This window comes from Ewingella americana (genome assembly GCF_006438725.1).
Classification (GTDB): Bacteria; Pseudomonadota; Gammaproteobacteria; order Enterobacterales; family Enterobacteriaceae; genus Ewingella; species Ewingella americana_A.
On record NZ_RCZD01000007.1, the window covers coordinates 182,937 to 209,259 of the forward strand.

Annotated in this window: 21 protein-coding genes and 1 other RNA gene; 5 read left to right on the forward strand and 17 right to left on the reverse strand. The window is 54.7% G+C overall.

Features of this window, described 5'->3' with window-relative positions; translation table 11 throughout:
- Nucleotides 1-2 precede the first annotated feature (2 nt).
- From EAH77_RS14530 to EAH77_RS14575, 10 genes are all read right to left on the reverse strand, one after another.
- A complete protein-coding gene (locus EAH77_RS14530; RefSeq protein ID WP_140473516.1) occupies nt 3-989 on the reverse strand; it encodes a substrate-binding domain-containing protein in 987 nt (328 codons plus the stop codon).
- Nucleotides 990-1,039: 50 nt separating this feature from the next.
- Complete coding sequence (locus EAH77_RS14535) at nt 1,040-1,879, reverse strand: DeoR/GlpR family DNA-binding transcription regulator (RefSeq protein ID WP_140473517.1); 840 nt, start codon at nt 1,877-1,879, stop codon at nt 1,040-1,042.
- 329 nt (nt 1,880-2,208) lie between these two features.
- The gene (locus EAH77_RS14540) at nt 2,209-2,955 is read right to left on the reverse strand and encodes an SDR family oxidoreductase (RefSeq protein ID WP_140473518.1); all 747 of its coding nucleotides are present in this window, start codon (nt 2,953-2,955) and stop codon (nt 2,209-2,211) included.
- Nucleotides 2,956-3,606: 651 nt separating this feature from the next.
- On the reverse strand, nt 3,607-6,480 hold the full coding sequence (gene gcvP / locus EAH77_RS14545) for an aminomethyl-transferring glycine dehydrogenase (protein WP_140473519.1): 2,874 nt from the start codon (nt 6,478-6,480) through the stop codon (nt 3,607-3,609).
- 103 nt (nt 6,481-6,583) lie between these two features.
- On the reverse strand, nt 6,584-6,970 hold the full coding sequence (gene gcvH / locus EAH77_RS14550; RefSeq protein WP_140473520.1) for a glycine cleavage system protein GcvH: 387 nt from the start codon (nt 6,968-6,970) through the stop codon (nt 6,584-6,586).
- 76 nt (nt 6,971-7,046) lie between these two features.
- On the reverse strand, nt 7,047-8,144 hold the full coding sequence (gene gcvT / locus EAH77_RS14555) for a glycine cleavage system aminomethyltransferase GcvT (RefSeq protein WP_140473521.1): 1,098 nt from the start codon (nt 8,142-8,144) through the stop codon (nt 7,047-7,049).
- Between the two features lie 342 nt (nt 8,145-8,486).
- On the reverse strand, nt 8,487-9,713 hold the full coding sequence (gene ubiI / locus EAH77_RS14560; RefSeq protein ID WP_140473522.1) for an FAD-dependent 2-octaprenylphenol hydroxylase: 1,227 nt from the start codon (nt 9,711-9,713) through the stop codon (nt 8,487-8,489).
- A 162-nt stretch (nt 9,714-9,875) separates the two neighbouring features.
- Nucleotides 9,876-11,054, reverse strand: a complete 1,179-nt coding sequence (gene ubiH / locus EAH77_RS14565; protein WP_140473523.1) for a 2-octaprenyl-6-methoxyphenyl hydroxylase — start codon at nt 11,052-11,054, stop codon at nt 9,876-9,878.
- Nucleotide 11,055: 1 nt separating this feature from the next.
- The gene (gene pepP, locus EAH77_RS14570) at nt 11,056-12,372 is read right to left on the reverse strand and encodes a Xaa-Pro aminopeptidase (RefSeq protein WP_140473524.1); all 1,317 of its coding nucleotides are present in this window, start codon (nt 12,370-12,372) and stop codon (nt 11,056-11,058) included.
- Nucleotides 12,373-12,428: 56 nt separating this feature from the next.
- Nucleotides 12,429-13,001 carry a YecA family protein gene (locus EAH77_RS14575; RefSeq protein WP_140473525.1) on the reverse strand — a complete coding sequence of 191 codons (573 nt, stop codon included), beginning with the start codon at nt 12,999-13,001 and terminating at the stop codon, nt 12,429-12,431.
- A 261-nt stretch (nt 13,002-13,262) separates the two neighbouring features.
- Between EAH77_RS14575 and zapA the strand changes: the two genes are divergently transcribed.
- The 4 genes from zapA to asr all read left to right on the forward strand — a co-directional run bounded on the left by zapA (nt 13,263) and on the right by asr (nt 15,452).
- Nucleotides 13,263-13,592: a cell division protein ZapA gene (zapA, locus tag EAH77_RS14580; protein ID WP_034793021.1), complete on the forward strand. Its 330-nt coding sequence runs from the start codon at nt 13,263-13,265 to the stop codon at nt 13,590-13,592.
- Nucleotides 13,593-13,640: 48 nt separating this feature from the next.
- Nucleotides 13,641-13,824, forward strand: a non-coding RNA gene (gene ssrS, locus EAH77_RS14585) — 6S RNA.
- A gap of 39 nt (nt 13,825-13,863) precedes the next feature.
- Entirely contained in the window at nt 13,864-14,460 is a 597-nt protein-coding gene (locus tag EAH77_RS14590) for a 5-formyltetrahydrofolate cyclo-ligase (protein WP_140473526.1), read from the forward strand.
- 500 nt (nt 14,461-14,960) lie between these two features.
- Nucleotides 14,961-15,452 (forward strand): acid resistance repetitive basic protein Asr, encoded by a 492-nt coding sequence (gene asr, locus EAH77_RS14595; RefSeq protein WP_140473527.1) that lies wholly within the window; start codon nt 14,961-14,963, stop codon nt 15,450-15,452.
- Nucleotides 15,453-15,786: 334 nt separating this feature from the next.
- Here asr and serA read toward each other — a convergent pair whose 3' ends face one another.
- Both serA and rpiA read right to left on the reverse strand, forming a co-directional pair.
- Nucleotides 15,787-17,025, reverse strand: coding sequence for a phosphoglycerate dehydrogenase (gene serA, locus EAH77_RS14600; RefSeq protein WP_140473528.1), 1,239 nt, complete (start codon nt 17,023-17,025; stop codon nt 15,787-15,789).
- 396 nt (nt 17,026-17,421) lie between these two features.
- On the reverse strand, nt 17,422-18,084 hold the full coding sequence (gene rpiA / locus EAH77_RS14605; protein WP_140473598.1) for a ribose-5-phosphate isomerase RpiA: 663 nt from the start codon (nt 18,082-18,084) through the stop codon (nt 17,422-17,424).
- A gap of 213 nt (nt 18,085-18,297) precedes the next feature.
- Here rpiA and EAH77_RS14610 point away from each other — a divergent pair, with 213 nt between their 5' ends.
- A complete protein-coding gene (locus EAH77_RS14610; protein WP_140473529.1) occupies nt 18,298-19,200 on the forward strand; it encodes a LysR family transcriptional regulator ArgP in 903 nt (300 codons plus the stop codon).
- Between the two features lie 184 nt (nt 19,201-19,384).
- On the opposite strand, the gene EAH77_RS14615 is transcribed toward EAH77_RS14610, so the two are convergent.
- The 5 genes from EAH77_RS14615 to EAH77_RS14635 all read right to left on the reverse strand — a co-directional run bounded on the left by EAH77_RS14615 (nt 19,385) and on the right by EAH77_RS14635 (nt 26,306).
- Nucleotides 19,385-20,104, reverse strand: a complete 720-nt coding sequence (locus EAH77_RS14615) for an oxidative stress defense protein (RefSeq protein ID WP_140473530.1) — start codon at nt 20,102-20,104, stop codon at nt 19,385-19,387.
- 99 nt (nt 20,105-20,203) lie between these two features.
- Nucleotides 20,204-20,821, reverse strand: a complete 618-nt coding sequence (argO, locus tag EAH77_RS14620) for an arginine exporter ArgO (RefSeq protein WP_140473531.1) — start codon at nt 20,819-20,821, stop codon at nt 20,204-20,206.
- Nucleotides 20,822-20,995: 174 nt separating this feature from the next.
- Nucleotides 20,996-21,901: a small-conductance mechanosensitive channel MscS gene (gene mscS / locus EAH77_RS14625; RefSeq protein WP_140473532.1), complete on the reverse strand. Its 906-nt coding sequence runs from the start codon at nt 21,899-21,901 to the stop codon at nt 20,996-20,998.
- A 159-nt stretch (nt 21,902-22,060) separates the two neighbouring features.
- On the reverse strand, nt 22,061-25,162 hold the full coding sequence (locus EAH77_RS14630; protein WP_140473533.1) for a beta-galactosidase: 3,102 nt from the start codon (nt 25,160-25,162) through the stop codon (nt 22,061-22,063).
- 124 nt (nt 25,163-25,286) lie between these two features.
- The gene (locus tag EAH77_RS14635) at nt 25,287-26,306 is read right to left on the reverse strand and encodes a LacI family DNA-binding transcriptional regulator (protein WP_140473534.1); all 1,020 of its coding nucleotides are present in this window, start codon (nt 26,304-26,306) and stop codon (nt 25,287-25,289) included.
- Nucleotides 26,307-26,323: the final 17 nt, after the last annotated feature.

Consider the following 26,323-nt stretch of genomic DNA (forward strand, 5'->3'; position numbering starts at 1 on the left):
CATCAGAGCCCCATTTTGACCAGTTTCGGCAAGTTCGCCTTGTCGAGACTTTCGGTTTTATTGCCGAGGATGGTGTGCGTCGCGTCGTCCACTTTCACTTTGCCCATGCCTTCGATGTCCATGCCATCGGTGATCGGCATGCCTTTTTCCATCATGTCGGCGATGCGTACGAAGATTTCACCGGCCACCATCGGGTTCCAGATAAAGCCGCCGTTAATCGCGCCGCTTTTCACCAGAGAGGCCCCCTGTCCCGGACTGAACGGACCGTAGACGCAAACGTCGCCATTTTTGCCACGGTTTTGTACCGCACGACCGGCACCGATCGGGCCTTGTGAACCGATCGCCAGAATGCCTTTCAGGTTCGGGTCTTTGGACATCAGGTCATTGGTGGTGCGGATGGTGTCGTCGAGGGACTCACCCACGCCAAACTTGTCGCCCACCTGATGCATATTCGGGTAGTGCGCTTTCTGGTAATTCACCGCCGCGTCCGCCCATTTTTGATGCAAAGGCACCGTCAGGCTGCCGACGTATACCGCGTAATCGCCCTTCTCTTTCATACACTCGGCCAGAGCAATCATGTGGTTGATGCCGTGCTGGGTGGCGTCGACCATTTCGAAATCCCAGTTGGCGTATTTCTGGTCCGGCGATTCATGCACGATGACTTTAATACCGGCGTCACGGGCGCGTTTGAGCACCGGCTCCAGCACTTTGGCGTCGTTCGGCACCACGCCAATCACGTCCACTTTTTGTGCGATCAGGTCTTCAATGGCGCGTACCTGCAATGCCGGGTCAGCGCTGGTCGGGCCGACCTGCCAGGCGTCGATGCCCCTTTTCGCCGCTTCACTTTTGATGCCCACTTCCATGGCGTTAAACCAGGCGTTGCCGCCCACTTTCACCACCACGCCCATGCGGATTTTGTCGGCAGCGTGAGCCGCTGAAACGGACAACAGCGCTGAAGCGAACAAACAGGCAAGTACGGACTTTTTCATGATGTTTCTCCACAGATGTTCTATTTTCCCACGGTCACTGCCTGAGACATTCAGGCCACGCCACGGCTGTTTTTGGTTTTCTTTTGTAGGGGTGAAGGGGCAACTTCAATCACGTTGACGTTGCTCCAGGCCAGCTCCTGCCGGAATTCCTCATCGTCCAGATGATCCGTGATCAGTGTGTCTATTTCCCGGTAGTGGCAAATCCGCGCAAAGGAGCGGCGGCCGAATTTGCTGGCATCGGCCAGCAAAATTTTGTGTTCTGAGGAGAGCAGCATCTGCTGTTTGAGCCGGGCGTGGTGCTCATTGCTCTCGCGAATTCCCCCTTCATGGCTGATGCCATGGCAGGAAAAAAACAGCTTGTTGATGACGAACTCTTTCAGCATCTGTTCAGCATAAATACCGATAAAATCTTCGTACTTGGCGGAGTACTCGCCGCCGAGGCCGATGGTTCTGACGTTGGCTTTCACCGCCAGCGTCTGGATGATGTGCAGCGAGTTGGTCAGCACCACCAGCGGGATATCCGGCAGCTGTCGTGCCAAAAACCAGCTGCTGGAGCTGCTGTCGAGCAGCAGACAGTCGCCGGGGTTAATCAACTGCAGCGCCCGTTTGGCGATGCGGGTTTTACTGTCCGGTGACTGGTTGCTGCGGTCACGGAAAGATTCCCCCTGCTCAATTTGCGACGGCACGTAGTGCTTCTCAGCCAGTTGATGTTCAACAAACACCGCACCACCGTGACTGCGTAATAACATTCCGCGCTTTTCCAGCAGCGCCAGGTCCCGCCGTGCCGTTTCCAGCGAGATGTGGCACAGCTCGGCCACTTCCTGCACCAGCACGCGTCCTCTCTGTGCGAGGACTTCGGTAATAAAGCGATGACGTTCTACAGGCAGCATGTTTTTCCCTCTTCCCGATGTTCAATAGGATACGCAGACCGCAGAAAGCGGAATGCGGGGTGCCTCAAAGGCGACCGCGCACTCTTGGCGTTGCGCTGGTCATGTGATAGTTGTCACAAAAAGATGAGCAGAGATGAAATGTTAAAGTTTGGATCTGTGGCGGGAACAGCATTAAATCGTCATTTAACTTGCAAGCGGACAAGAGGATTTCGGCAAACGGTCACAAATCCTCGTCCTCAAAACTGACCGAAAATGACCGTTTGTGTGGGCGTGACCGTTTGGACACAAAAAAAGCGCCCGCAGGCGCTTCAAATACAGTGAAAGCGTTTTTACTTGCCGCCTGCCAGTTCGATAAAACTGCCGGTGACATAAGAAGCAGAATCTGACAGCAGCCAGGCAATGGCCTGCGCCACCTCTTCCGGCTGGCCGCCGCGTTGCATGGGCAAATGCGTTTTCAGGCGATCGACCCGCCCCGGCTCACCGCCGCTGGCGTGCATTTCGGTATAGATCAACCCGGGCCGCACGCAGTTAACGCGAATACCGTAGGCCGCCACTTCCAGCGACAGACCGGTGGTCAGCGTATCGACCGCGCCTTTTGAGGCGGCATAATCGATGTATTCGCCCGGCGCTCCAAGACGCGCGGCCGCCGACGAGACATTCACAATCGCCCCGCCGTTTCCGCCGTGCCGGTGCGACATGATTTTCACCGCTTCGCGGCAACAAAGGAAATAGCCTGTCACATTGGTAGAGAGCACTTTGTTGATGCGGGCAGCGGTGAGGTTTTCGATGGTCGTTTGTTGAAACAGGATCCCGGCGTTGTTCACCAGCGCGGTGATCGGGCCGAGCTTATCGCTTAACCGCTGGAACATGGCAACAACCTGTTCCTCATCAGCGATATCCGCTTGCAGGGCGATAGCCCTTCCCCCCGCGTTTACGATTTCATCCACAACGGACTGCGCAGCCGCTTCATTACTGAGGTAATTGACGCCGACGGCGTAACCCTGCTGTGCCAGGAGGAGGGCCGTTGCCCGGCCAATACCACGGCTGGCGCCACTGACTAACGCTACGCTGTTCATAGGGAACTCCTTTTGGGAAAGTGAGCAAATTGTAGTTTAAATTCAACATCAACACCTTGGGCTGCCGCCCAAACCCGCGTCAAGGCCCGCAATCGCTCGGGCCTTAACAATCCGAGCTTTTTTAACTGCGCGCTACCGCTGGGACGAAGGACATATTCTGTAAATATCGTGGGTGGCGCAAAATCTTGCCGCTTCGCGGTACCTTCACTCGGTCTTCGAGCCACAGGTCTCGAAGCCGCTCCGTTCAGCAAGGTTTTTGAGCGCGCCATGTTGGTTTTTTTAAGTCAAAACAATAAGTCAAAAGCGGCGAAGTTGTGAATTAAAAAGCCAGGGCCGCATTCAAAAATGACGCCGAGGGAGCGGTGAGAAACAACGAGCGGGTGTATGCGAGTTGGTCCGAACCCGAACTGAGGGAACCGCGCAGCGGCGGCATTTTGCGGCTGTAACAGTGGTGACTGAAACACGGCCATCCCGATTCAGCGATAGCGCGGAGTAAAAAAGGCGGGGGGAATGCAAAGGGGGAAAGCACTTCCCCCTTTGCTCGGTTTCGGCGCGAAAGGCCATGCGAGAGCAATTATTGAAAAACCGAAATTTTCACCATTTCGGTTTTAAAAAGCCGCCATAGCTGCGGCCTCAACTAAACAACGAGTCTTACTCATAATCCGAGATCGGTACACACGAACAGAACAAGTTTCTGTCACCATAGACGTCATCAAGACGCTTCACCGCCGGCCAGTATTTGTTATCACTGCCTGCCGGGAAGACCGCCAGTTCGCGGGTGTACGGGTGTAACCACTCGCTGACCAGCTCGGCCTGTACGTGCGGGGCGTTAACCAGCGGGTTGTCTTCCAGCGGCCATTCGCCTTTAGCGACGCGATCGATTTCAGCGCGGATTGCCAGCAGGGCATCGATAAAGCGGTCGATTTCTACTTTGCTCTCAGACTCCGTCGGTTCAACCATCAGCGTTCCCGCAACCGGGAATGACATGGTTGGCGCGTGGAAACCAAAGTCAATAAGACGCTTGGCGATATCCATTTCGGTAATACCGGTCGCTTCTTTCAGCGGACGGATATCCAGAATACATTCGTGCGCTACACGACCATCGCGGCCAGTGTACAGCACCGGATAGGCCTCTTTCAGACGGGTCGCAATGTAGTTGGCATTCAGAATTGCCACCTGACTGGCTTGTTTTAAACCTTCAGCCCCCATCATGCGGATGTACATCCAGCTGATTGGCAGAATCGAGGCGCTGCCGAATGGCGCGGCGGATACCGCACCGTTTTGGGTCAGCACACCGTCAATTTGCACCACGCTGTGGCCCGGAACAAACGGCGCCAGATGCGCTTTCACGCCGATAGGGCCCATGCCCGGACCGCCACCGCCGTGTGGGATACAGAAGGTTTTATGCAGGTTGAGGTGCGAAACATCCGCGCCGATGTAACCCGGCGTGGTGATCCCTACCTGCGCATTCATGTTGGCGCCGTCGAGATAAACCTGGCCGCCATACTGATGCACTATTTGGCAAACTTCACGGATAGTCTCTTCGTAAACGCCGTGCGTTGACGGATAGGTCACCATGATGCAAGAGAGTTCATCACCCGCCTGCGCGGCTTTCTCACGCAAATCACTCAGATCGATGTTGCCCTGTTTGTCACAGGCCACCACCACCACGCTCATGCTCGCCATCTGGGCGGATGCCGGGTTAGTGCCGTGCGCAGAACTTGGGATCAGGCAGATATGGCGGCTGCTTTCGTTACGGCTTTCGTGGTAACGGCGGATAGCCAGCAGGCCCGCGTATTCACCCTGTGCACCGGAGTTTGGCTGCATGCAAACGGCGTCATAACCGGTCAGTTGCACCAGCCATTGCGACAACTGCCCTATCATTTGCTGATAGCCGCCGGCCTGTTCAGTCGGGCAGAACGGGTGCAGATCAGCGAATTCCGGCCAGGTGATTGGCATCATCTCAGCGGCAGCGTTCAGTTTCATGGTGCAGGAACCCAGCGGGATCATTGCCTGATTCAGCGCCAGATCCTTTCTCTCCAGACGGTGCATGTAGCGCATCATCTCGGTTTCACTGTGATACTGGTTAAATACCGGGTGGGTCAGAATCGGAGTCACACGCAGCATCGCTGCAGGGATAGAATTGCTGTCAGTCGACGCGATTTTATCCAGTTTGTCGATGTCCAGGCCGTTGTTGTCACCCAGCAGGGCAGCGAACAGGATCTGTACGTCTTCGCGGGACGTGGCTTCGTCGAGCGTGATACCGACCGCACCGTGAATGTCCGTGCGCAGGTTCAGGCCAAAGCTCAGCGCACGTTCCAGCACGGCGGCTTTGTCTTTCACTTCAACGGTCAGCGTGTCGAACCAGGTGTTGTGACGCAGGGTCAGACCGCCCTGCTTCAGGCCAGCAGCCAGAATATCGGTCAGACGATGAATACGTGACGCAATGCGTTTCAGGCCTTCAGGGCCGTGGAATACCGCATACAGGCTGGCGATGTTGGCCAGTAAAACCTGCGAGGTACAGATGTTGGAGTTGGCTTTCTCGCGGCGGATATGTTGCTCGCGGGTTTGCATCGCCATACGTAGCGCAGTGTTACCGGCGGCGTCACGGGAAACCCCGATGATACGGCCCGGCATAGAGCGTTTAAAGTCATCAATACAGGCGAAGAAGGCCGCGTGCGGTCCACCGTAGCCCATCGGCACGCCGAAGCGTTGCGCGGAACCAAACACCACGTCTGCGCCCTGTGTACCCGGTGCGGCCAGCAGCACCAACGCCATAATGTCGGCGGCAACGCTGGTGATGATTTTGCGAGATTTCAGCTCAGCCAGCAGTGCACGGTAATCGTGAACTTCACCGGTAGTGCCGACCTGTTGCAGCAGTACGCCGAATACACCTTCCAGCTCGAGAACCTTCTCGGCTTTATCGACAATGATGTCGAAGCCAAAAGTTTCAGCGCGAGTGCGTACCACGTCCAGCGTTTGCGGATGCACGTCGTCAGCCACGAAGAAGCGGTTGGCACTCTTCAGTTTGCTGGCGCGTTTTGCCAGTGCCATGGCTTCAGCTGCGGCGGTAGCTTCATCGAGCAAAGAGGCAGAGGCCAGATCCAAACCGGTCAGGTCGAGAGTCAGTTGCTGGAAGTTCAACAGCGCTTCAAGACGGCCTTGTGACACTTCCGGCTGATACGGCGTATACGCGGTGTACCAGCCCGGATTTTCCAGCATATTACGCTGGATAACCGGTGGCATCAGCACCGCGGTGTAGCCCATTCCGATATAGGATTTGTAGCGTTGGTTCTGGCTGGCAATGGCTTTCAGCTCGGCCAGCGCCTGATGTTCGGTTACCGCATCGCCGACAGCCGGTGGCCCCGGCAGTTGGATATCGACCGGCACAATTTGCTGGATCAGGGCATTTAACGAGTCGGCACCAACTGTCTCCAGCATTTGTTGTTGCTGCTGAGAAGACGGACCAATGTGACGGCCGATAAACGCTTCGCTGTGTTCGAGTTGGCTGAGAGTCTGAGTCATTTGCTACGCATTCCTGAAATCTGCTGGAGGTGTCTTGGGATACCGACAAAAGCTACGGGTCTTGGATATCGCCCCGCCAATGGCTGGCGGGACGGGTAAAACATTAGTCTTCGATGGCAGCCTGATAAGCGCCTGCATCAAGCAGTTTGGCAATTTCAGCTTCGTCGGAGGCTTTAATTTGGAACAGGAAACCATCACCGTAAGGTGCGCTGTTTACCAGCTCAGGGGAACCTTCCAGCTCACTGTTGATTGCAATGATTTCACCGCTAATTGGCGAATAAATATCAGAAGCCGCTTTGACGGATTCAGCCACGGCGCAGTCTTCACCGGCAGCCACTTCGCGGCCGACTTCTGGCAGATCAACAAACACCATGTCGCCCAGTAATTCCTGTGCATGTTCGGTGATGCCTACGGTGTACACGCCGTTGCCTTCTGAACGCACCCATTCGTGTGATGCGGCGTATTTCAATTCTGCTGGAACGTTGCTCATGGAAAATCTCCTCAAAAAGTTTTAATCGATTTTTTATAGCGACCCCTCCCCCAAACGGAGATCTGTCGCCGAATTCTTAAGAAACCAATGATTTACCGTTACGCACAAAGCCGGGCTTGGTGACTTTCACCGGCATTTCACGGTTACGGATCTGCACCACAGCATGTTCGCCGATACCGGCAGGAACGCGAGCCAGTGCAATGCTATAACCCAGCGTTGGCGAGAATGACCCGCTGGTAATAATGCCTTCCTGCGCGTTACCCGCTGCATCGGTGAAACGCACCGGCAGCTCATTACGTAATACGCCTTTTTCGGTCATGATCAAGCCGACCAACTGTTCTGTGCCCTGTTCACGCTGTCTTTCCAGCGCAGCACGGCCAATAAAATCACGGTCTTCCGGTGCCCAGGCGATGGTCCAGCCCATATTGGCCGCCAGCGGGGAAACGCCTTCGTCCATCTCCTGACCGTATAAATTCATACCGGCTTCCAGACGCAGCGTGTCGCGTGCGCCCAAACCGGCAGGTTTCACGCCCGCCGCCAGCAGTTTTTGCCAGAAGTCAGCAGCCTGTTCCTGTGGCAATGCAATTTCGTAACCCGTCTCACCGGTATAACCGGTGGTGGCGATAAACAAGTCACCGGCCTGCACGCCGAAGAACGGCTTCATACCCGCAACGGCAGCTTTTTGCGCGTCGGTAAACAGGGTTTCAGCTTTTTCTTTGGCCTGCGGTCCCTGAACGGCGATCAGTGCCAGATCATCACGGACAGTCAATTCGACGTTGTAGGCTTTTGCATGTTGCGAAATCCATGCCAGATCGTTCTCGCGAGTGGCGGAGTTCACGACCAGGCGGAAATAGTCTTCAGTGAGGAAGTAGATGATCAGGTCATCAATGACGCCACCGGAAGCATTGAGCATGCCGGTGTAAAGCGCCTTACCGGGAACAGTCAGTTTGGCGACGTCGTTGGCCACCAGGTAACGCAGAAATTCACGGGTGCGGGCACCGTTTAAATCAACAATGGTCATGTGCGAGACGTCAAACATACCGGCATCCTGGCGCACAGCATGATGTTCATCCAGCTGTGAACCGTAGTGCAACGGCATCATCCAGCCGTGGAAATCGACCATACGCGCACCGCACGCAACGTGTTGTTCATAAAGCTGAGTCTGCTGAACCATCTTACTTATCCCTCATTAGCCAAACGGCACACCGCGTGAAAGACCCTTATTACCTGAGGTTTCTACGCGTTGGCGCAAACGATACCCTGGCCTGAACTTATCACTGAACACGTCAGCTAACCATAAGATAAAATATGTAGAGTGAGTGAAAGTCAGGAATGTCTCAGGGGGATTGTGCAGAATTTTTGACTGTGAAAATGGGGTTTATGGCGCAAAATCTACAAATGAACCACAAAAATATCGATGTTATATAACGCAGAGGCCAGATTTCTCACCATTTGCAGAATGGGAGTTCCGGCCTCGCATTAAAAAATGTAATGCAAAAATAGGGCTGAAATTAGATTATTTCAATCGAAGCACATCTTCTTGCAACCATTCTGGCAAATCATTCAGGCCCATGGCCTGACGGACCAGTTTTGGCTTCACGCCCGGCAGGGCATCGGCCAGCGTCAGGCCGATATCGCGCAATAATTTTTTCGCCGGGTTATCCCCATTGAACAATTCCCGGAAGCCCTGCATCCCCGCCAGCATCAGCGCAGCGCTGTGCTTACGGCGGCGCTCGTAGCGACGCAAATACATGTGCTGACCGAAATCTTTGCCTTCTCGTTGCAGACGTTTAATTTCCGATGCCAGTTCGGCGGCATCCATAAAGCCCAAATTCACACCCTGCCCGGCCAGCGGATGCACGGTGTGCGCTGCGTCGCCCACTAACGCCAGCCGTTGCGCCGCAAAGCTGCGCGCATAGCGCCCGGTCAGCGGGAAGGTCTGACGCTCACTTTCCACCTGACACACGCCAAGGCGCAGGTCAAAAGTGCTGGCGAGGATTTTATTGAATTCTTCTTCCGGCAAAGCTGCCAGACGCTGCGCTTCATCCGGCGAGACCGACCATACGATGGAACAGAGATGGCTGTCAGCCAGCGGCAGAAACGCCAGAATACCGTCACCGTGGAAGACCTGACGCGCCACCGACTGATGCGGTTCGGCAGTGCGGATCGTCGCAACCAGCGCGTGATGGCGGTAGTCCCAGAAGGTCAGCGGAATATCTGCATGCTGGCGCAACCACGACTGCGCACCGTCGGCGCCGACGACCAGGCGCGCGCTGAGCTGGCGGTCATCATTGAGGGTAATAAAGGCGTCGTTTTCGCCCCAGGCGACATTTTTCAGGGTTGCTGGCGCCAGCAGGGTAATGTCAGATGATTGATCCGCTTTCCGCCACAGTGCGCGGTGTATAACCTGATTTTCAATGATATGGCCGAGATGGCTGAAGCCATATTCCTCACCACGAAAAGCGATTTTACCGAAACTGTCCCGATCCCAGACTTCCATGCCCTGATAGGCATTCGCCCGCTGCGCAATGATGTTTTCCCATGCGCCGACGTGTTTGAGCAGGCGTTCGCTGGCGGCGTTGATCGCCGATACGCGCAGGCCCGGCTTTTCCGGTAACGGCGAGTCGAGATCCGGCTGCTGGCTTTCCAGCACCGCGATACGCAACCCGCTGCCCTGTAATCCGCAGGCAAGCGCTAAGCCCACCATGCCGCCGCCGGCGATAACCACATCAAAAGATTGCATAATTTTTCCTGTAGGAAATAAAACCTATTCCAGCGGGCGTTATTGTTGCTGACAGTTTGGGCACGGACAGCGCGGAGGAACCGGAGCGTACACGTCGTACGTGAGGATCCCGAGCACTGCCCTGGCCCAAAGTGGCAAATAAAATAGCCTGGTGGGATAGGTTCAACGGGTGACCCAGCCTAGCGTGCGCCGGGTGAAGGCATCGCGCAGTGGCGTAATACCTTCCATCGCCAACAGGCCGAGATTGCGCCCGAGCATCAACGGAGCATAGCGGTTGGCGAAAAAGTGAATAAGCCCGTCGGTGATACCTACCGTCGCCTGCTGATCTGGCTGACGGCGCTGCTGATAGCCGCTGAGCACGCGGTAACTGCCGACGTCTTGTCCTGCGAAATGAGCATCAGCCAGCGTTTCGGCCAGCGTCATGACGTCGCGCAAACCGAGATTAAAGCCCTGCCCGGCAATCGGATGCAGGGTTTGCGCCGCGTTGCCGACCAGCGCCAGACGGTGACTGATGTGATTGTTGGCGGTTTTTAACTGCAGTGGGTAACTGAACCGCGTGCCCGCCTGCTGCATTTTGCCCAACCGCCAGCCGAAGGCTTTTTGCAGTTCGGCGAGGAATTTTTCTTCGCTCCAGCCATCAACCTCTGCTTTAGCTTCACGCGGATGACACCAGACCAGCGAGCTGCGCCCTTTGGACATCGGCAACAGCGCCAGCGGGCCATGGGCGGTAAAGCGTTCAAAGGCGCGACCACGGTGCGGTTCACTGGTAGCAATATTGGCGATCACCGCCACCTGTGCATAATCTTCCTGCTGCCAGGTGATGTTGCAGGCTTTTGCCAATTGAGAATGGGTACCATCAGCGGCGACCAGCACCTGCGCAGTCAGTTGCTGGCCGTTGTCGAGGGTGACCGTGGCAGTATCTTGCGAGCGGCTGACGTCCACCACTTTGGCCGGACAGTGCAGTGTAACGCCCGGAGCCTGCGCGAGTTGCTTAAACAGGCGCTGACCGGCGTCGTGCAGTTCAACGACCTGCCCCAGCGCCTCAACGCCATAATGCGCGGCATTGAGATTGACGAAAGCCGCATGGCCGCGATCGCTGACGTGAATGTCGCTGATCGGCGTAGCGATATCCGTCAGCGCCGACCATAACCCGATGCGCGCCAGTTGCTGGCAGGTGCCCTGCGCCAGCGCAATGGAGCGCGCGTCAAAGCCGGGATGGGTATTGCCCGCCGGTACTGACGCTTCAATCAGATGTACCGGCAGACGGCCTTTGGTCAGCGCGGAAACCGCCAGCGCCAGCGTGGCACCGGTCATTCCGCCGCCAACAATAATGATGCTCATATTATTTCCGTGCCGCCGCCATCAGCGCTTCAATGTCATCGGCTTCTTTAACCACATCGCCGGTGAAAATCTCAATGCCCGAGGCAGTGATCAGAATGTCGTCCTCAATGCGGATACCGATGCCACGGTAAGCTTCAGGCACATCTGCATCTGGCGCGATATACAGGCCCGGTTCGACGGTCAGCACCATGCCAGGCTCGAGCGTACGGGTGCGGTCTGCACTGCCGTAGTGGCCCACGTCATGCACGTCCATCCCCAGCCAGTGAGACAGGCCATGCATAAAGAACGGGCGATGGGCTTTCTCGCTGTACAAGGTATCGACATCACCGCTGAGGATCCCCAGTTTCACCAGCCCTGCAATCATCACGCGTGCTGCGGCTTCGGTTGCAGCCTGAATGCTGCTGCCAGGGCCGAGGATTTCCAGCGCTTTGTACTCTGCTGCCAGCACAATGTCGTAGATTTCGCGCTGTTCTTTGCTGAATTTCCCGCTGACCGGGAAGGTGCGGGTGATGTCGCCGGCATAGCCTTTAAATTCGCAACCTGCATCGATCAGCACTAAATCACCGTCGCGTAGCTCGGATTCATTTTCGGTGTAATGCAAAATACAACCGTTTTCGCCGCTGCCGACGATAGTGTTATAGGAAGGATAACGTGCGCCATGGCGATTAAATTCGTGATGAATTTCGCCTTCAAGATGGTATTCAAACAGGCCAGCGCGGCATTTTTCCATCGCGCGGGTATGGGCTTTGGCGGTGATTTCACCGGCCCGGCGCATGACAGCAATTTCCTCTGGTGATTTAAACAGGCGCATTTCATGGACGATAGGCCGCCAATCAATGAGCGTGTCTGGCGCGGCCAGATTCAAACGGGATCCGTTGCGCAGTCGTTCCATCGCCCGGTTTACAATTTCGTCAGCGTAGGCGTAATAGCCCTGTGCGTGGTACACCACGTCGAGGCCGTTCAGCAGAAGGTGTAAATGATCGTTAATGTCGTCAAACGCCAGTGCTTTATCGACGCCCAGTTTTGCCGGCGCAGCCTCCTGACCGAGACGACGACCAAACCAGATTTCAGCCGTCAAATCGCGCACGCGATTAAACAGAACGCTGTGGTTATGATTTTCATCACTTTTCACCAGGATCAACACAGCTTCCGGTTCATTAAAACCGGTCAGATACCAGAAGTCGCTGCTTTGACGGAAAGGATATTCACTGTCGGCATTACGTGTTGCTTCGGGCGCGGCGAAAATAATGGCGGCGCTGCCCGGTGCCATCTTGGCTAACAGCGCCTGACGACGATTCTGGTATTCGTGCAAAGTCATCTCACCTTCTCCTGAAACCGTTTTAGTTCATTATTATGAAGCCATATATGAAAAACTTAATGCAATGTGCGTGGATTTTCCGGGGCAAGTGGATGGCTGTGGCTGAATTCACCAAAGCATAAAATCGCGGCGACGCGGACGTATTCGACCACTTCTTCAAGCGACGCGGCCAGTTGCTCCTGATCTTCCTCTTCTTCATAGCCAAGCTGAGCAATGCTGCGCAGGTCGTCAATCGCCTCGCCGACTTCGCCTTTCACTTTGGCGAGTTTCGGTTGCATCATGCCCAGGCCGAGCAAGAAATGGTTGACCCATCCGGCCAGCGCATCCGCACGTTCAAAGACGGGTTTTTCGTCATCAGGCATCAGCATTTTGAATTCAAAGCTGTCATCTTCCAGAGTATCGGCGGTGACTTTGCGCAATTGTTGCAACAAATCAGCCAAGGTATGCGGGTACGCCATGCCTTCGTTGGTCAGGTCATGAACCAGAGTCAGCCAACTGCCATCACGGTTGCCGCCACACAGCAGGCCACTGATAAGTCCGTGCATTTCTGCCGCCGTCAGGGCGACCGATTGTTGTTTCAGCGAGTGATCCAACGAATCATAAGTAGGATAAGTATTCTCAATAGACATGCGTATTCGCCATCGTTGGCCGGTTAAGTTCGTGTTATGCTACCACCAAGGTCAGTCGTAGTACCAGATTTGCAGACCAGCGAACGGCAGTTGTTCGGCCTCCGTTTGGCCAACAAATACACTGGACAAACATCCAGCAGTCAGTTCGTCGTGGGGTTGAAAACTGGTATTGAGATAGTTATAGTGAAGTCGCTTTCAACATCCTGTGTCGAGACACAGTGCTCAGGTTGAGGCGGCGTTCAAAGAAGGCAGGAAGGTGGCATGTCTGCACAACCGGTAGATATTCAAATTTTTGGCCGCTCGTTACGAGTGAATTGTCCGCCAGAACAACAAGAAGCATTGAACATGGCTGCTGAAGATCTTAATCAGCGGTTGCAAGATCTGAAAGTTCGCACTAGAGTCACCAATACAGAGCAATTAGTTTTTATCGCGGCATTGAATGTATGTCACGAACTTGCTCAGGAACGGTTGAAAACCCGTGACTATGCCTCCAATATGGAACAACGTATTCGGATGCTGCAACAAACCATCGAGCAGGCATTGCTCGAGCAAGGTAAGATCTCTGAACGCGAAGGGGCACCTTTCGAATAACTTAAGGGGTTGACTTGCTTGTCACAGGCAGTCAGCAACGAGTAAAAAATTTCTCTGAGATGTTCGCCAGCGGGCCCGTCCCCTGAGCCGATAATTAGTACCAACAGAATGTGATGATCCGTAATCGGTGCGCATGCTCGGTCCGTCCGAGAAGCCTAAAGACTGCGACAGTGCGTTCACCTTGAACCATGGGTTCAAGGGTTACAGCCTGCGACGGCATCTCGGAGATTCCCCTTTCTTTCCCGGTACAATCCCTTTTGGTTCTGTATCTATGCCACACACTCCTCAGCACGCTTTAATCAGACAAACTCTTCGAACTGAAATCCGCCAACGCAGAAAAAATCTTAGCTCTGAACAACAACAGCGTTTTGCCCAACAGGCCGCAGAACGTATCGCTGCACACCCGCGTATTCAGGCCGCCTCAACGATTTCAGTGTTCCTCTCTTTTGATGGTGAACTCGATACCACGCCACTGATCACGCATCTGTGGCAGGACGGCAAACAGCTTTGCTTGCCAGTACTGCACCCCTTCAGCCCCGGAAACCTGTTATTTCTGCGCTATACGCCAGAGACCAAACTCGTCCGCAACCGGCTGAAAATCCTCGAACCACAGTTAGACGTCACGCAGGTTATCCCGCTTTCACAGTTAGATATTATCCTGACGCCGCTGGTAGCCTTTGATCAGCACGGACAACGCCTGGGCATGGGCGGCGGCTTCTATGACCGCACGCTGGAACACTGGCAGCACGGCGGCCCCTATCCGATAGGATTGGCGCATGATTGCCAGCAGGTCAGCGACTTGCCAGTGGAAGGGTGGGACGTGCCGCTGCCGGAGGTGATCACCCCCGGCAACGTGTGGAAAGGGTAGAACGCTATTTTTGGATCCTCACATCCGAATATTTATACGTGCTTGCCCCTTCTTTTTCGGAGACTGATTTCACCGTCAGGGAAATGCCCAGGTCTTCAAACCACCCATAATCAATCGTCATTGTGGTCGCTGGAACACTGAGCACCGTTTTACAACTTACCGGTAAATAGCCCCCGGGAACCCAGCATTAATTCCAGATGCTGCAATCCATTCTTGTCCGGTCTCACATTGCACGCGGTCCTGAGTTTTCTTGTTTGAACCCATATCTTCGCGCGTCAGGTTGAAGAAGAAGGATTGCCCAGAAGTTAGCGGCATGTGTAAGTTGGTTTACAGCGAAGAGGTCAGAGAGGGACAGGTGCTAATAGTAATAAATGATTTATACGTTCCGTTACACGCCGACACCAATCACTCACGGACAACAGAGTTCGTCACGCCTATTATTCTCTCAACGGCCCCGCAGTGGGGTACACATATAAACCAAGATTTTTGAGGAATTAAACATGAAAAAAGTATTAGCTCTGGTTGTCGCCGCTGCAATGGGTCTGTCTTCTGTCGCTTTCGCTGCTGAAACTACTGCAGCCCCAGCACCTGCTGCTTCAACGACTGCTGCTCCGGCTGCAAAAGCACCGGCTAAGCACGTAGTGAAAAAAGCAAACAAGAAACCAGCTCAGAAAGCGCAGGCTGCCAAGAAACACAAAAAACACGCTAAGAAAGCAGCCGCTCCAGCTGCACAGAAAGCACAGGCCGCTAAAAAACCTGTAAAACAAGTTAAAAAAGCAGCGCCAGTAGCGCAGAAAGCGCAGGCTGCTAAAAAACACGTGAAACACGCTAAAAAAGCTGCTCCGGTAGCTCAGAAAGCGCAGGCTGCTAAAAAACACGTGAAACATGCTAAGAAAGCTGCTCCGGTAGCTCAGAAAGCACAGGCTGCTAAAAAACATGTGAAACATGCTAAAAAAGCTGCACCAGCTGCGAAAGCAACTCCAGCAGCATAAGTAAGACGTCTTAGTGAGGGTCTCTCCTCACCGATATCAAGACTGATTATTCAACACCCGGCTTGCCGGGTGTTTTTTTCTCCAGTTTTTATCATGAGGTATTGATGGATGATGCTGCGCCGATACCTGTTCGAACTCACCATGAGCGCCTTGCTCCTCTGCGGTGTTATCACCATGTCCTTACTTCTGAATATTTGAAGCGTTGCCTGACGCTCACCTTCTGCCAGAAACTTTCTTACCCCCTAGAAACGCAAAACCCCTACTTGTTGGGTAACCAACTTTCGGGGTTCGTGTCATGGCGCCCGCAGGCGCCTTCATTATTTGTGCAGACTAATTAGTAAAGAAGCCGTGCTCGTATAGTCCCTGGTATCGCCTTCATCAATTGCAACGCGGTAGTCAGCGTGTCAACGTCGGTGTCGGCATCGATCACCACATAACCGACTTGCGGGCTGGTCTGTAAATACTGTGCAGAGATGTTGATGCCCTTCTCGGCGAAAATCTGGTTGATGCTGGTCAGAACACCAGGACGGTTTTCGTGGATATGTAGCAGACGGCTGGCATTGGCGCCATGCGCCGGCAGCGACGCTTCCGGGAAGTTAACCGCTGACAGGGTTGAACCGTTGTCAGAGTATTTCGTCAGTTTACCTGCCACTTCCAGACCGATGCCTTCCTGAGCCTCCATGGTGGACCCCCCAATGTGTGGCGTCAGGATCACGTTATCAAACTCACACAGTGGCGACAGGAACGGATCGCTGTTGGTCGCAGGTTCTTCCGGGAACACGTCAATAGCCGCGCCCGAGAGATGTTTGCTGCGCAGTGCGTCACACAGAGCAGGAATATCAATGACCGTGCCGCGTGAGGCGTTGATCAGCAACGCGCCCGGTTTCATCTGCGCCAACTGGTCAGCGCCGATCATATCTTTCGTGTTGGCCGTTTCCGGCACGTGCAGCGTTATTACGTCGCTGGTTTGCAGCAGTTCGTTCAGGCTGGAAATCGGCTGCGCGTTACCGAGTGGCAACTTACTTTCAATGTCGTAGTAGAACACCTGCATGCCCAGGCCTTCAGCCAGAATACCGAGCTGCGTGCCGATGTGACCATAACCGATGATGCCAAGACGCTTACCGCGCGCTTCGAATGAGCCGACAGCCAGCTTATGCCATATGCCACGGTGTGCTTTGGCGTTAGCAGCAGGAATGCCACGCATCATCAGCAACATCTCACCCAGCACCATTTCTGCGACAGAACGGGTATTCGAGAACGGCGCGTTGAATACCGGGATCCCGCGACGGGTGGCAGCATTGAGATCAACCTGATTGGTGCCAATACAGAAGCAGCCCACGGCAATCAGCTTTTCAGCCACGGCAAACACATCTTCGGTCAATTGGGTACGCGATCGGAGTCCAACAAAGTGCGCATCACGAATCGATTCTTTCAGCGATTCCGTATCTAAAGCACCTTTGTGAAATTCAATATTGGTGTAACCCGCTGCGCGGAGTGAATCAACCGCACTTTGGTGGACGCCTTCCACTAACAAAAATTTAATCTTGTCTTTCTCAAGTGATACTTTTGCCATTTCCCGACCCTATTTTTCTGACTGACGATGTTTGCGACCGACGATTTCTTACGGCTGACGTGGCTACTTTGAAGCAGCAACACAGCCAACATAACAAAAAATTCGCTATCATCAATACAAACGATTGCCTGCCGTCCAGCAGAAGGCTCAGCCAGCGCAGGGCTTTTTAGAATTTAATGCTGGGTAAGAAAAACAGGGCCGGATGATACCGAGGTATGCAGGAGAAATGTGACATAAGTCACCAAATTCAGGCTTGTGAAGAAAAGATGATTCAGCCGGAAAATTATCATCTTCATAACATTGTGTTATGACCGCATACAGACTGGCTGCGTCAGGCACAACGCAACCAGATCTTCTGCTTATTACCCGCCAGGCTAAAAACCGCCTGTGTGGGGATTATTTCAGAGTAACGGTTTTCACACCCTCGGCAGTGCCCACCAGCGCGACATCTGCGCCACGGTTAGCAAACAGACCAACAGTCACCACGCCAGCGATACCGTTGATCTTATTTTCCAGCGCGATGGCGTCAAGAATCGACAGATTATGCACATCCAGAATGATGTTACCGTTGTCGGTCAGCACGTTCTGGCGGTATTCAGGCAGGCCACCAAGCTTAACCAGTTCACGCGCCACGTAGGATCGTGCCATCGGGATCACTTCCACCGGCAGCGGGAATTTACCCAAAACATCTACCTGCTTGGAAGCATCGACGATACAGATGAATTTTTTACTGATGGCCGCAATGATTTTCTCTCGGGTCAGCGCCGCGCCGCCGCCTTTGATCATCTGCATCTGCCCGTTAATTTCGTCTGCGCCATCAACATAGACGTCAAGCTGGTCCACTTCATTACTGTCAAACACATGGATGCCGAGGCTTTTCAGTTTGGCGGTAGAGGCATCAGAACTTGAGACCGCGCCTTCAATCTGATGCTTGATAGAACCCAGCGCATCAATGAAATGAGCCGCCGTGGAGCCGGTACCAACGCCAACAATGGTGCCGGGGGTAACGTAATCTAAAGCGGCCCAACCAACAGCTTTCTTTAATTCTTCCTGAGTCATCATGGCTTCTCTGCTCTGTAACAGGGGGGAAATCGGGGGGTAACGATGCCAGTGATTATAATGCAACTCCTTTGATATTGGGCTATCTGGATCCGCGTCAGATCACACTTATCGCCTCTGTCACCCAACAACAGGAAAGATTTTGTCCGCCACTAAAGCAGTCAATCTATGGCATAGTATTTGGATGAATTAAATCCAGGGGACAGAACTCCGATGAAACGCCCAGACTATAGAACGCTGCAAGCGCTGGACGCTGTGATCCGCGAGCGCGGTTTTGAGCGCGCAGCGCAGAAGCTTTGCATCACTCAATCGGCGGTATCTCAACGTATTAAACAGCTCGAAAATTTATTCGGCCAGCCTTTGCTGGTTCGCACGGTGCCGCCCCGCCCGACTGAGCAGGGACAGAAATTGCTGGCGCTGTTGCATCAGGTAGAACTTCTCGAAGAAGAGTGGCTGGGCAATGACAGCGGCACTGACAGCAATGACACGCCGCTGCTGCTGTCGCTGGCGGTTAACGCCGACAGTCTGGCAACCTGGCTGCTGCCCGCGCTGAAATCCGTACTGGTCGACTCCCCTATCCGGCTTAATTTGCAGGTGGAAGACGAAACCCGCACCCAGGAACGCCTGCGTCGTGGCGAAGTGGTTGGTGCAGTGAGTATCCAGCCGCAACCGCTGCCGAGCTGTCTGGTGGATCAACTGGGCGCACTGGACTATCTGTTCGTCGGGTCGAAGCCCTTTGCCGATCGTTATTTCCCGAATGGTGTCACCCGTTCGGCACTGCTTAAAGCACCCGCCGTTGCCTTTGACCATCTCGATGATATGCATCAGGCATTTTTACAACAGAACTTTGACCTGTCGCCGGGCAGCGTGCCGTGCCATATCGTTAACTCGTCAGAAGCCTTTGTGCAACTGGCCCGTCAGGGCACCACCTGCTGTATGATCCCGCATCTGCAAATCGAGAAAGAGCTGGAAAACGGCGAACTGATCGACCTCACGCCAGGCCTGTTCCAGCGCCGGATGCTGTTCTGGCACCGCTTCGCGCCGGAAAGCCGCATGATGCGCAAAGTGACCGATGCGCTGCTGGCGCATGGCCGTCAGGTACTGCGCCAAGACTGACCCACAGCAGAAAACAAAAAACCCGCCGAAGCGGGTTTTTTTATTCTTTACGCAAGGGTATACCCAAAATCATTCGAGTGGCAGGAAGGCCGGCCAGCGAACGAATCCCGATGAGCTTACATAAGTCAGTGATTCGGGCGACTGAGCGCAGCCAACGCATCTGCGACTTGAAGTATGAAGGGTATTAGCGCTGGATTTCAAACACCACATCAACCTGGTCATCGAAGTGAATGCTCTGCTGTTCGTAGGTCTGAGCGGCATCACTCTGGCCTGCGGCTTCCGCCGTTTTATACATGCGCGCGACCGGCATTGGCTGGTAGTTCGCCACGTGGTAACGGATGCTGTAAACCGGACCCAGCTTGGCGTGGAAGCCTTCAGCCAATGATTTCGCCTGTTGTGTGGCGTTGTCTATGGCTTTCTGACGGGCCTGATCGCGGAAGCTCTCCGGGTTAGCCACACCCAGTTCCACGGCGCGGATCTCATTCAGACCGGAGCTTAATGCACCATCCAGCAGGTCATTGAGTTTGTCGAGCTGGCGCAGGGTCACCTGAACCTGACGCACGGCACGGTAGCCTTTCAGCTCACTGCTGCCGTCTTTCAGGTAGTTATATTCTGGCTGGGTACGCAGATTAGCGGCGTTGATATCTTTCTTCTCAATGCCATTTTTTTGCAGGAAGGCAAAATATTCGGCCACGCGCTGGTCAGCCTGTTTTTTGGCGGACGCGGCATCCTTGGCGGAAACGCTGACTTCGATCGCCAGCGTCGCAATGTCTGGCGTTGCGTCAACACTGGCGGTCCCGGAAGTAACCACATGCGGACCCGCAGGTACTTCAGCAGCCTGAAGTGCCGCAGGTAACGTCCCTAATCCCAACATGGCGGCCATAGCCAATGCTTTCAATTTCACAGTGCCTCCTTTAATCATTTCAGATATGGCATTACGTTTATTAACTGCAAAACCGTAGCATATTCGATGGCATCAGAAACTAAGATTAGTGACAAAATCTTAAAAAAGGCCGGTTTGCCGTGCAAGTTGCACGGCGATACCCCACATGATCGCCCCTACGACAAAATTGATGATGCGCTGCACTTTGCCGGTGTTAAGCCACGGCGAGAGGATCGCCGCGAGGATCGCCAGACCGAAGAACCACAGCGCAGACGCCGACACCGCGCCAAGCGCAAACCATGAGCGCTCATCGCTGCTGAGGCTACCGCCCAGGCTGCCGAGTACCACGAAGGTATCAAGGTAAACATGCGGATTCAGCCAGGTGACGGCGAGCATGCTGACTATAATTTTCCAGCGACTTTGCTTCGCCACTTCAGCCTGCGCCAACTCGGGATTCTTACTGAAGGCAGTGCGGAAGGCACCCCAGCCGTACCACAGTAGAAAAGCCACGCCACCCCAGCTGACGATGGCCAGTAAAGTCGGTGACTGGCTCAGCAAGGCGCTGCCGCCAAAAATACCGGCACAAATCAGCGCAGCGTCACTGACGGCGCAAAGAGTGGCAATCATCAGGTGATACTGTTTGCGGATCCCCTGATTCATGACGAAAGCGTTTTGGGGGCCAATGGGTAAAATCATCGCGGCGCTCATCGCCAGTCCTTGCAGAAATATTGCCAGCACATCGTTTCCTTAACAGGTTCAAAAGGTTAATGACGCGCAGTGTATGTGAGCTTTTGCATTAGCGGAAATTGATAATTCTAATCCTCCATTAGACTTTCTAATTATCGCGCCCGCCTTTGCAGGCCATGAAAAAGGCGCCCGCAGGCGCCTGTGATTTTCTCAAGGGTAACGCTGTTATTCCGTCACGCCTTTCTGTTCGATAGAACGTTGCTCTTCCTGCTGGCTGGTCGCGGCATCGGCAACGCGATACAAATGCACGTCCATCTGCGGATAAGCAATGTTGATATTGTTTTTATCCAGTGCGCGTTTGAAGGCTTCGAGCAGGTCCCAGTTCACATCCTGCGCATCACCGTTGGTAGTCCAGACACGCACCACAAAGTTCAGCGTTGACGCCGCCATTTCATTAAGACGAACGGTAACGCCTTTCTCATGCTGAATACGCGGATCAGCGGCAATGATGTCGCCCAGCACTTTTTTCACCACGTCGATATCGGAGTCATAACCCACACCCACGGTGATTTCGGTGCGGCGGTTTGGCTCGCGGGAGGTGTTGATAATGTTACCGGCGATGATTTTGCCGTTCGGCACCACAATCACTTTATCGTCAACGGTACGCAGCGTGGTGGAGAAGATCTGCACCTGCGTGACGGTCCCGGCCACGCCGCCTAAGTCGACATATTCACCGGCACGGAACGGGCGGAAGATCACCAGTAGTACGCCTGCCGCGAAGTTTGACAGCGACCCCTGCAATGCTAAACCAACGGCCAAACCGGCGGCACCGATAACGGCAATCACCGAGGTGGTCTGTACGCCAATGCGCCCCAGTACAGCAATCAGTGTGAACGCAATGATCGCGTAACGCACCATGGCAGACAGGAAATCGGCGACGGTCAAGTCAATGCCGCGCAGTCTCATCACCCGACTGACCGCGCCGGAAAGAACGCGTGCGATAATCAAACCGACGATCAGAATGAAAATAGCGGCCACTACGTTCACTGCGTAATGCAGCAATAACTCCTGATTTCTCACCAGCCAGTTACCGGCATTATTGATACTGCCTACGACATTCAAATCTTCCATCCGCAACACCCCTAAAAATTTACCCATCCGGGCAGTCAGAAAAAGCCGCCAGGAAAACGCGTCCTGTGCGGCTTTATTAAGTCTTTAAGGGTAACTAACAATCCCGCATCGTGCCACTTTGACCTCAAAGAGTGCTGGTAAATTAAGCATTTGCAGCGATTATTTTCTGCGTTTCCACGTCACTGAATAGGCGTAATGGCCCGCGTTTAAAAGGAAGTCCGGGCTGACGCTGGGGCTCCAGGAGTCATCACCACCGACGCCCATATGGAAGCCATCAATGTTCAGCCAGGTGCCTTGCTCGTTGCGCAGTAAATGGCGGTGTGAGGTTTCCATCAGCTGTTGCAGGCTGTAGCGGCTCAGACCGAAATGGAAATCGCCGCTGAACTGCCAGTTGCCATAGGTCAACTCACGGGTGCCGCCGCGCAGGCCGTTTTCCGTTGGGAAAACATAAGGGGTGTACATCTCGTCCAGCGGCAATTGCCAGCGACTAAACTGTGCGGACAGGCGGCGGTCAGGGTAGTTTTCATGCGGCCCCAGTCCCAGCCAGTTCACCTGTGGCGCAAGCTCTGCCAACTGACAACTAAGGCCGATACGTGCCGGAGCAGGCAGGCCAGCGGCAACGTCCACCGTCACGTCCAGCTGCATATCGCCGTGGCTGTTGAATAGATAGGTTTTGCGGCTGGTCAGCAGCACCTCGCCATGATGCAAAAAGACATGTTCCGTGGTGACTAAAACGCCATGGCGAAGCGCATCGGCCTCCATGCTCAACATTCGGGTTTCGAGTTGATACATTCCCGCCGCTTTCCAGCGTTCCACCCAGGCGTTCGGATCAATACGCGTCACTTCGCTGACGCCGATGTCATTGTCCAGCGGCGCGCGGATAAACTGGTCACACAACGGCGTCAGCAACTGCGGTTGATCGCCATCAAACCACTGTTCCAGCAATCCGCTCTGACGACCAAAGTGCCAGCGTTGAGCACCGTGACAGACTTCAATTCGCTCATCCTGCACCGAGAGCGTCGGTGGCACGCCGGATTCTGACCGGTTTTGCGGCAAACGTAATGCACAGGGGAGTTGCCACTGATCCCAGGCACTACGATGCCCGGCCTCTGACCAGGTGGTCGCTTGCGGCTGATGCACGGCCACGTTCAGCCACACCTGGCCCTCAGCTTGCGGGATCGGCCCCAGTTCCAGCGTTTGGGTGCCGTTTGGCGCAATATTCAGCGCGGCTTCGCCATGTGAAATCACGGCGCCGTCCCGCTCGATACGCCAGCGCAGCTGTTCGTTATCGCTGTGACGGAACAGGAATTCGCTGCGGATTTCAACGCGCAGTGGATCGCTGCTGATCAACTCAAACTGGAAGAATTGCTGCGCACGCTGCGCTTCAAACAGTGACGGATGCGGCGTGCGGTCAGCGAACACCAGGCCATTCATGCAGAACTGGCGGTCGTTCGGCGTGTCGCCAAAATCACCGCCGTAGGCCTGATAACTTACGCCGTCTTGCGTTGTGCGGGTCAGGCTCTGATCTACCCAGTCCCAGACAAAACCGCCTTGTAAACGTGGGAACTGGCGGAAGGCTTTCCAGTATTTATCAAAGCCGCCGAAGCTGTTGCCCATCGCATGAGCATATTCGCAAAGGATCAGCGGCCGCTGTTCGCCCGGCATGCTGATCCATTTTTTAATCGACCATTTAGGGACTGCCGGGAACGGCTGATCCTGTTCGACGCGGGAGTACATCGGGCAAACAATATCCGTTGCGGCCGAATTGGCGCCGCCACCTTCGTACTGCACGGGGCGGGTCGGGTCGTTGGTTTTGATCCAGCGGTAGAGCGCATCATGCGTGGCACCGTGCCCCGATTCGTTGCCGAGCGACCAGATGATAATGCAGGGATGATTACGGTCACGTTGCACCATGCGGGTGACGCGCTCGCTGAAGGCGTTGAACCAGCGCGGGTCATCCGACAGGCGGTTCATCGGCTGCATGCCGTGGGTTTCAATGTTGGCTTCATCCACCACGTACAGGCCATATTCATCGCAAAGCCGGTACCACAGCGGATTATTCGGGTAGTGCGAGCAGCGCACCGCGTTGAAATTGTGCTGTTTCATCAGCACGATGTCGCGGCGCATAGTGGCTTCATCCATCACCTGACCGTTATCCGGGTGATGCTCGTGGCGATTGGTTCCGCGGATCAATACCGGCTGGCCATTGACGTTGAGTAAGCCGTCGCTGATTTCCACCTGACGGAAGCCGACGTCACAGGCTTCAGCTTCAATTAACGCCCCCTCCGGCGAAAGCAGAGAAATCACTGCACGGTAAAGCGCTGGCTGTTCCGCACTCCATAACGCAGGCTGACTGACCGGCAGACGCACGGTGGTTTTGTCGAACGCATTGCCGCGTTCATCAATGATTGCGCTGCCGAGCGGCTGCGTATGTTCTGCAATCGCGTTGTCGCCCTGCCAGAGCTGAACGCGAACCTGATACTCTGCGGCAGTTTCCTGCGGCACGGCAGCGCTGACCTGCACTTCCAGTTCGGCCTGGGTGAAACCGTGGAACAGGTGGGTACGTACCTGATAATCAGTAATTTGTTCGGCAGGTTTATGCAACAGCGTGACGTCGCGGAAAATCCCGCTCATGCGCCACATATCCTGATCTTCCAGATAGCTGCCGTCACACCAGCGCAGCACCATCACTGCCAGACGGTTTTCGCCAGCGTGCAGCACGCCGCTGAGGTCGAATTCCGCCGGTAAACGGCTGTCCTGCGAATAGCCGATCCATTGGCCATTGCACCACAGATAGAACGCCGAATTTACACCATCAAACACAATGCGTGTCTGCCCGCTGGCCAGCCAGTCGCTGTCGACAGAAAAGGTGAGCGAATAACAGCCGGTCGGGTTTTCGGTGGGAACAAACGGCGGGTTGACCGGAATGGGATACTGCACGTTGGTATAAATCGGGGCGTCAAAGCCTGCCAGCTGCCAGTTTGACGGCACCGCTAAATGCCCGGCATCGGGCAGATCTTTTTCGCGCCAGGTCTCCGGCACGGCCTCCGGTTTATTGAAATAACTGAACGCCCATTCCCCGTTCAGGCTGACAATACTCGCCGCATCCAGCCCGGCACGGGCTGCATCCTGACTGTGCCAGCTCTGAAACGGTGGGTGCGCGGGTAAACGGTTATGCTGGGTCGATGCGATATTTTCCCAGTCACGGCGCGCCAGCACCGTAGCCAGTGAAGAGGATCCGTTAGCGGTTTCAGGATTCATTATGCTGCCTTATTCAAAAATGTTATGCGCTCACAATTGTGATCAACATGCGGCGATATTCATCTGAAGTAAAGTCAGAGAGGCAGGGAAAGAGGGACGGATCACATTTCGCGCGGGGAATGGCTTAAGAGGATCCCACCGGTGCGGTGGTATTGCGCACCACCAGCAACGTTGGCAAAAGCAGTGAGTCTTGTTGCGGGCCAAAGTGCGGCCCCAGCCCTTCAACCAGCCGGCTCACGCTCTCAACACCCAGCTTGCGGAAATCCTGTTTGATGGTGGTCAGCGGCGGCTGGAAATAGGCACTGTCTTCGGTGTCATCGTAGCCCACCACGGAAATCTGCTCCGGCACCCGCAGGCCATATTCATGTACCGCCCGCAGCACGCCGAGCGCCATCTGGTCATTGGCCACCAGCATCGCCGTCGGGCGCGGTGACGCGCTTAATAAGGACAACGCCAGCTGATACCCCGATGCAGCACTCCAGTCGCCGTGCCGTGTGGCACAGGGCGCTATTTGCTGCTGCGACAGTTCATGCAACCACCCCTCATAACGCAGCCGGGCTGACACCGAGGCCAGAGGGCCGGTCACCAGCGCAATCTGCCGGTGGCCCAGTTGCAGCAGGTGGTCAACACCCTGCTTCGCGCCACAGTAGGGATCAAACAGGGTTTTGAATACCGGCGCATCCGGCGCGACGTCAAGGAACATCACCGGCAGTTGGCCGCAGAATTCCACGATAGACTGTGCTTCTTGTGTCGCCAACGGCACATTAATCATTACGCCATCAACCCGTTGGGCAATCAGTTCACTCACGGCCGCACGGCAGGCGGGCAAGCTGAGATTGTCGATCATCGAGATAACCACGTTGAAGCCCAGCTGATTCGCGCGGGTTTTTATCGAAGAGGCAATTTGTGAGGGCGCATGCAGGGCGAGTTCAGTCGTCGCCAGGCCCAGGGTAAAGCTCTGTTTCCCCGCCAACTGTTGGGCTACGCGGTTTGGCACGTAGTTAAGCGCCAGCATCGCTTGTTCGACTTTGAGACGGGTTTTCTGCGAGACGTGAACAGCCTGATTCAGCACGCGGGACACCGTCTGGTAAGAGACGCCAGCGTGGTATGCAACGTCATCAAGGGTGACGGATTTAGGCTTCATAATGCTCTCTCAGGCTG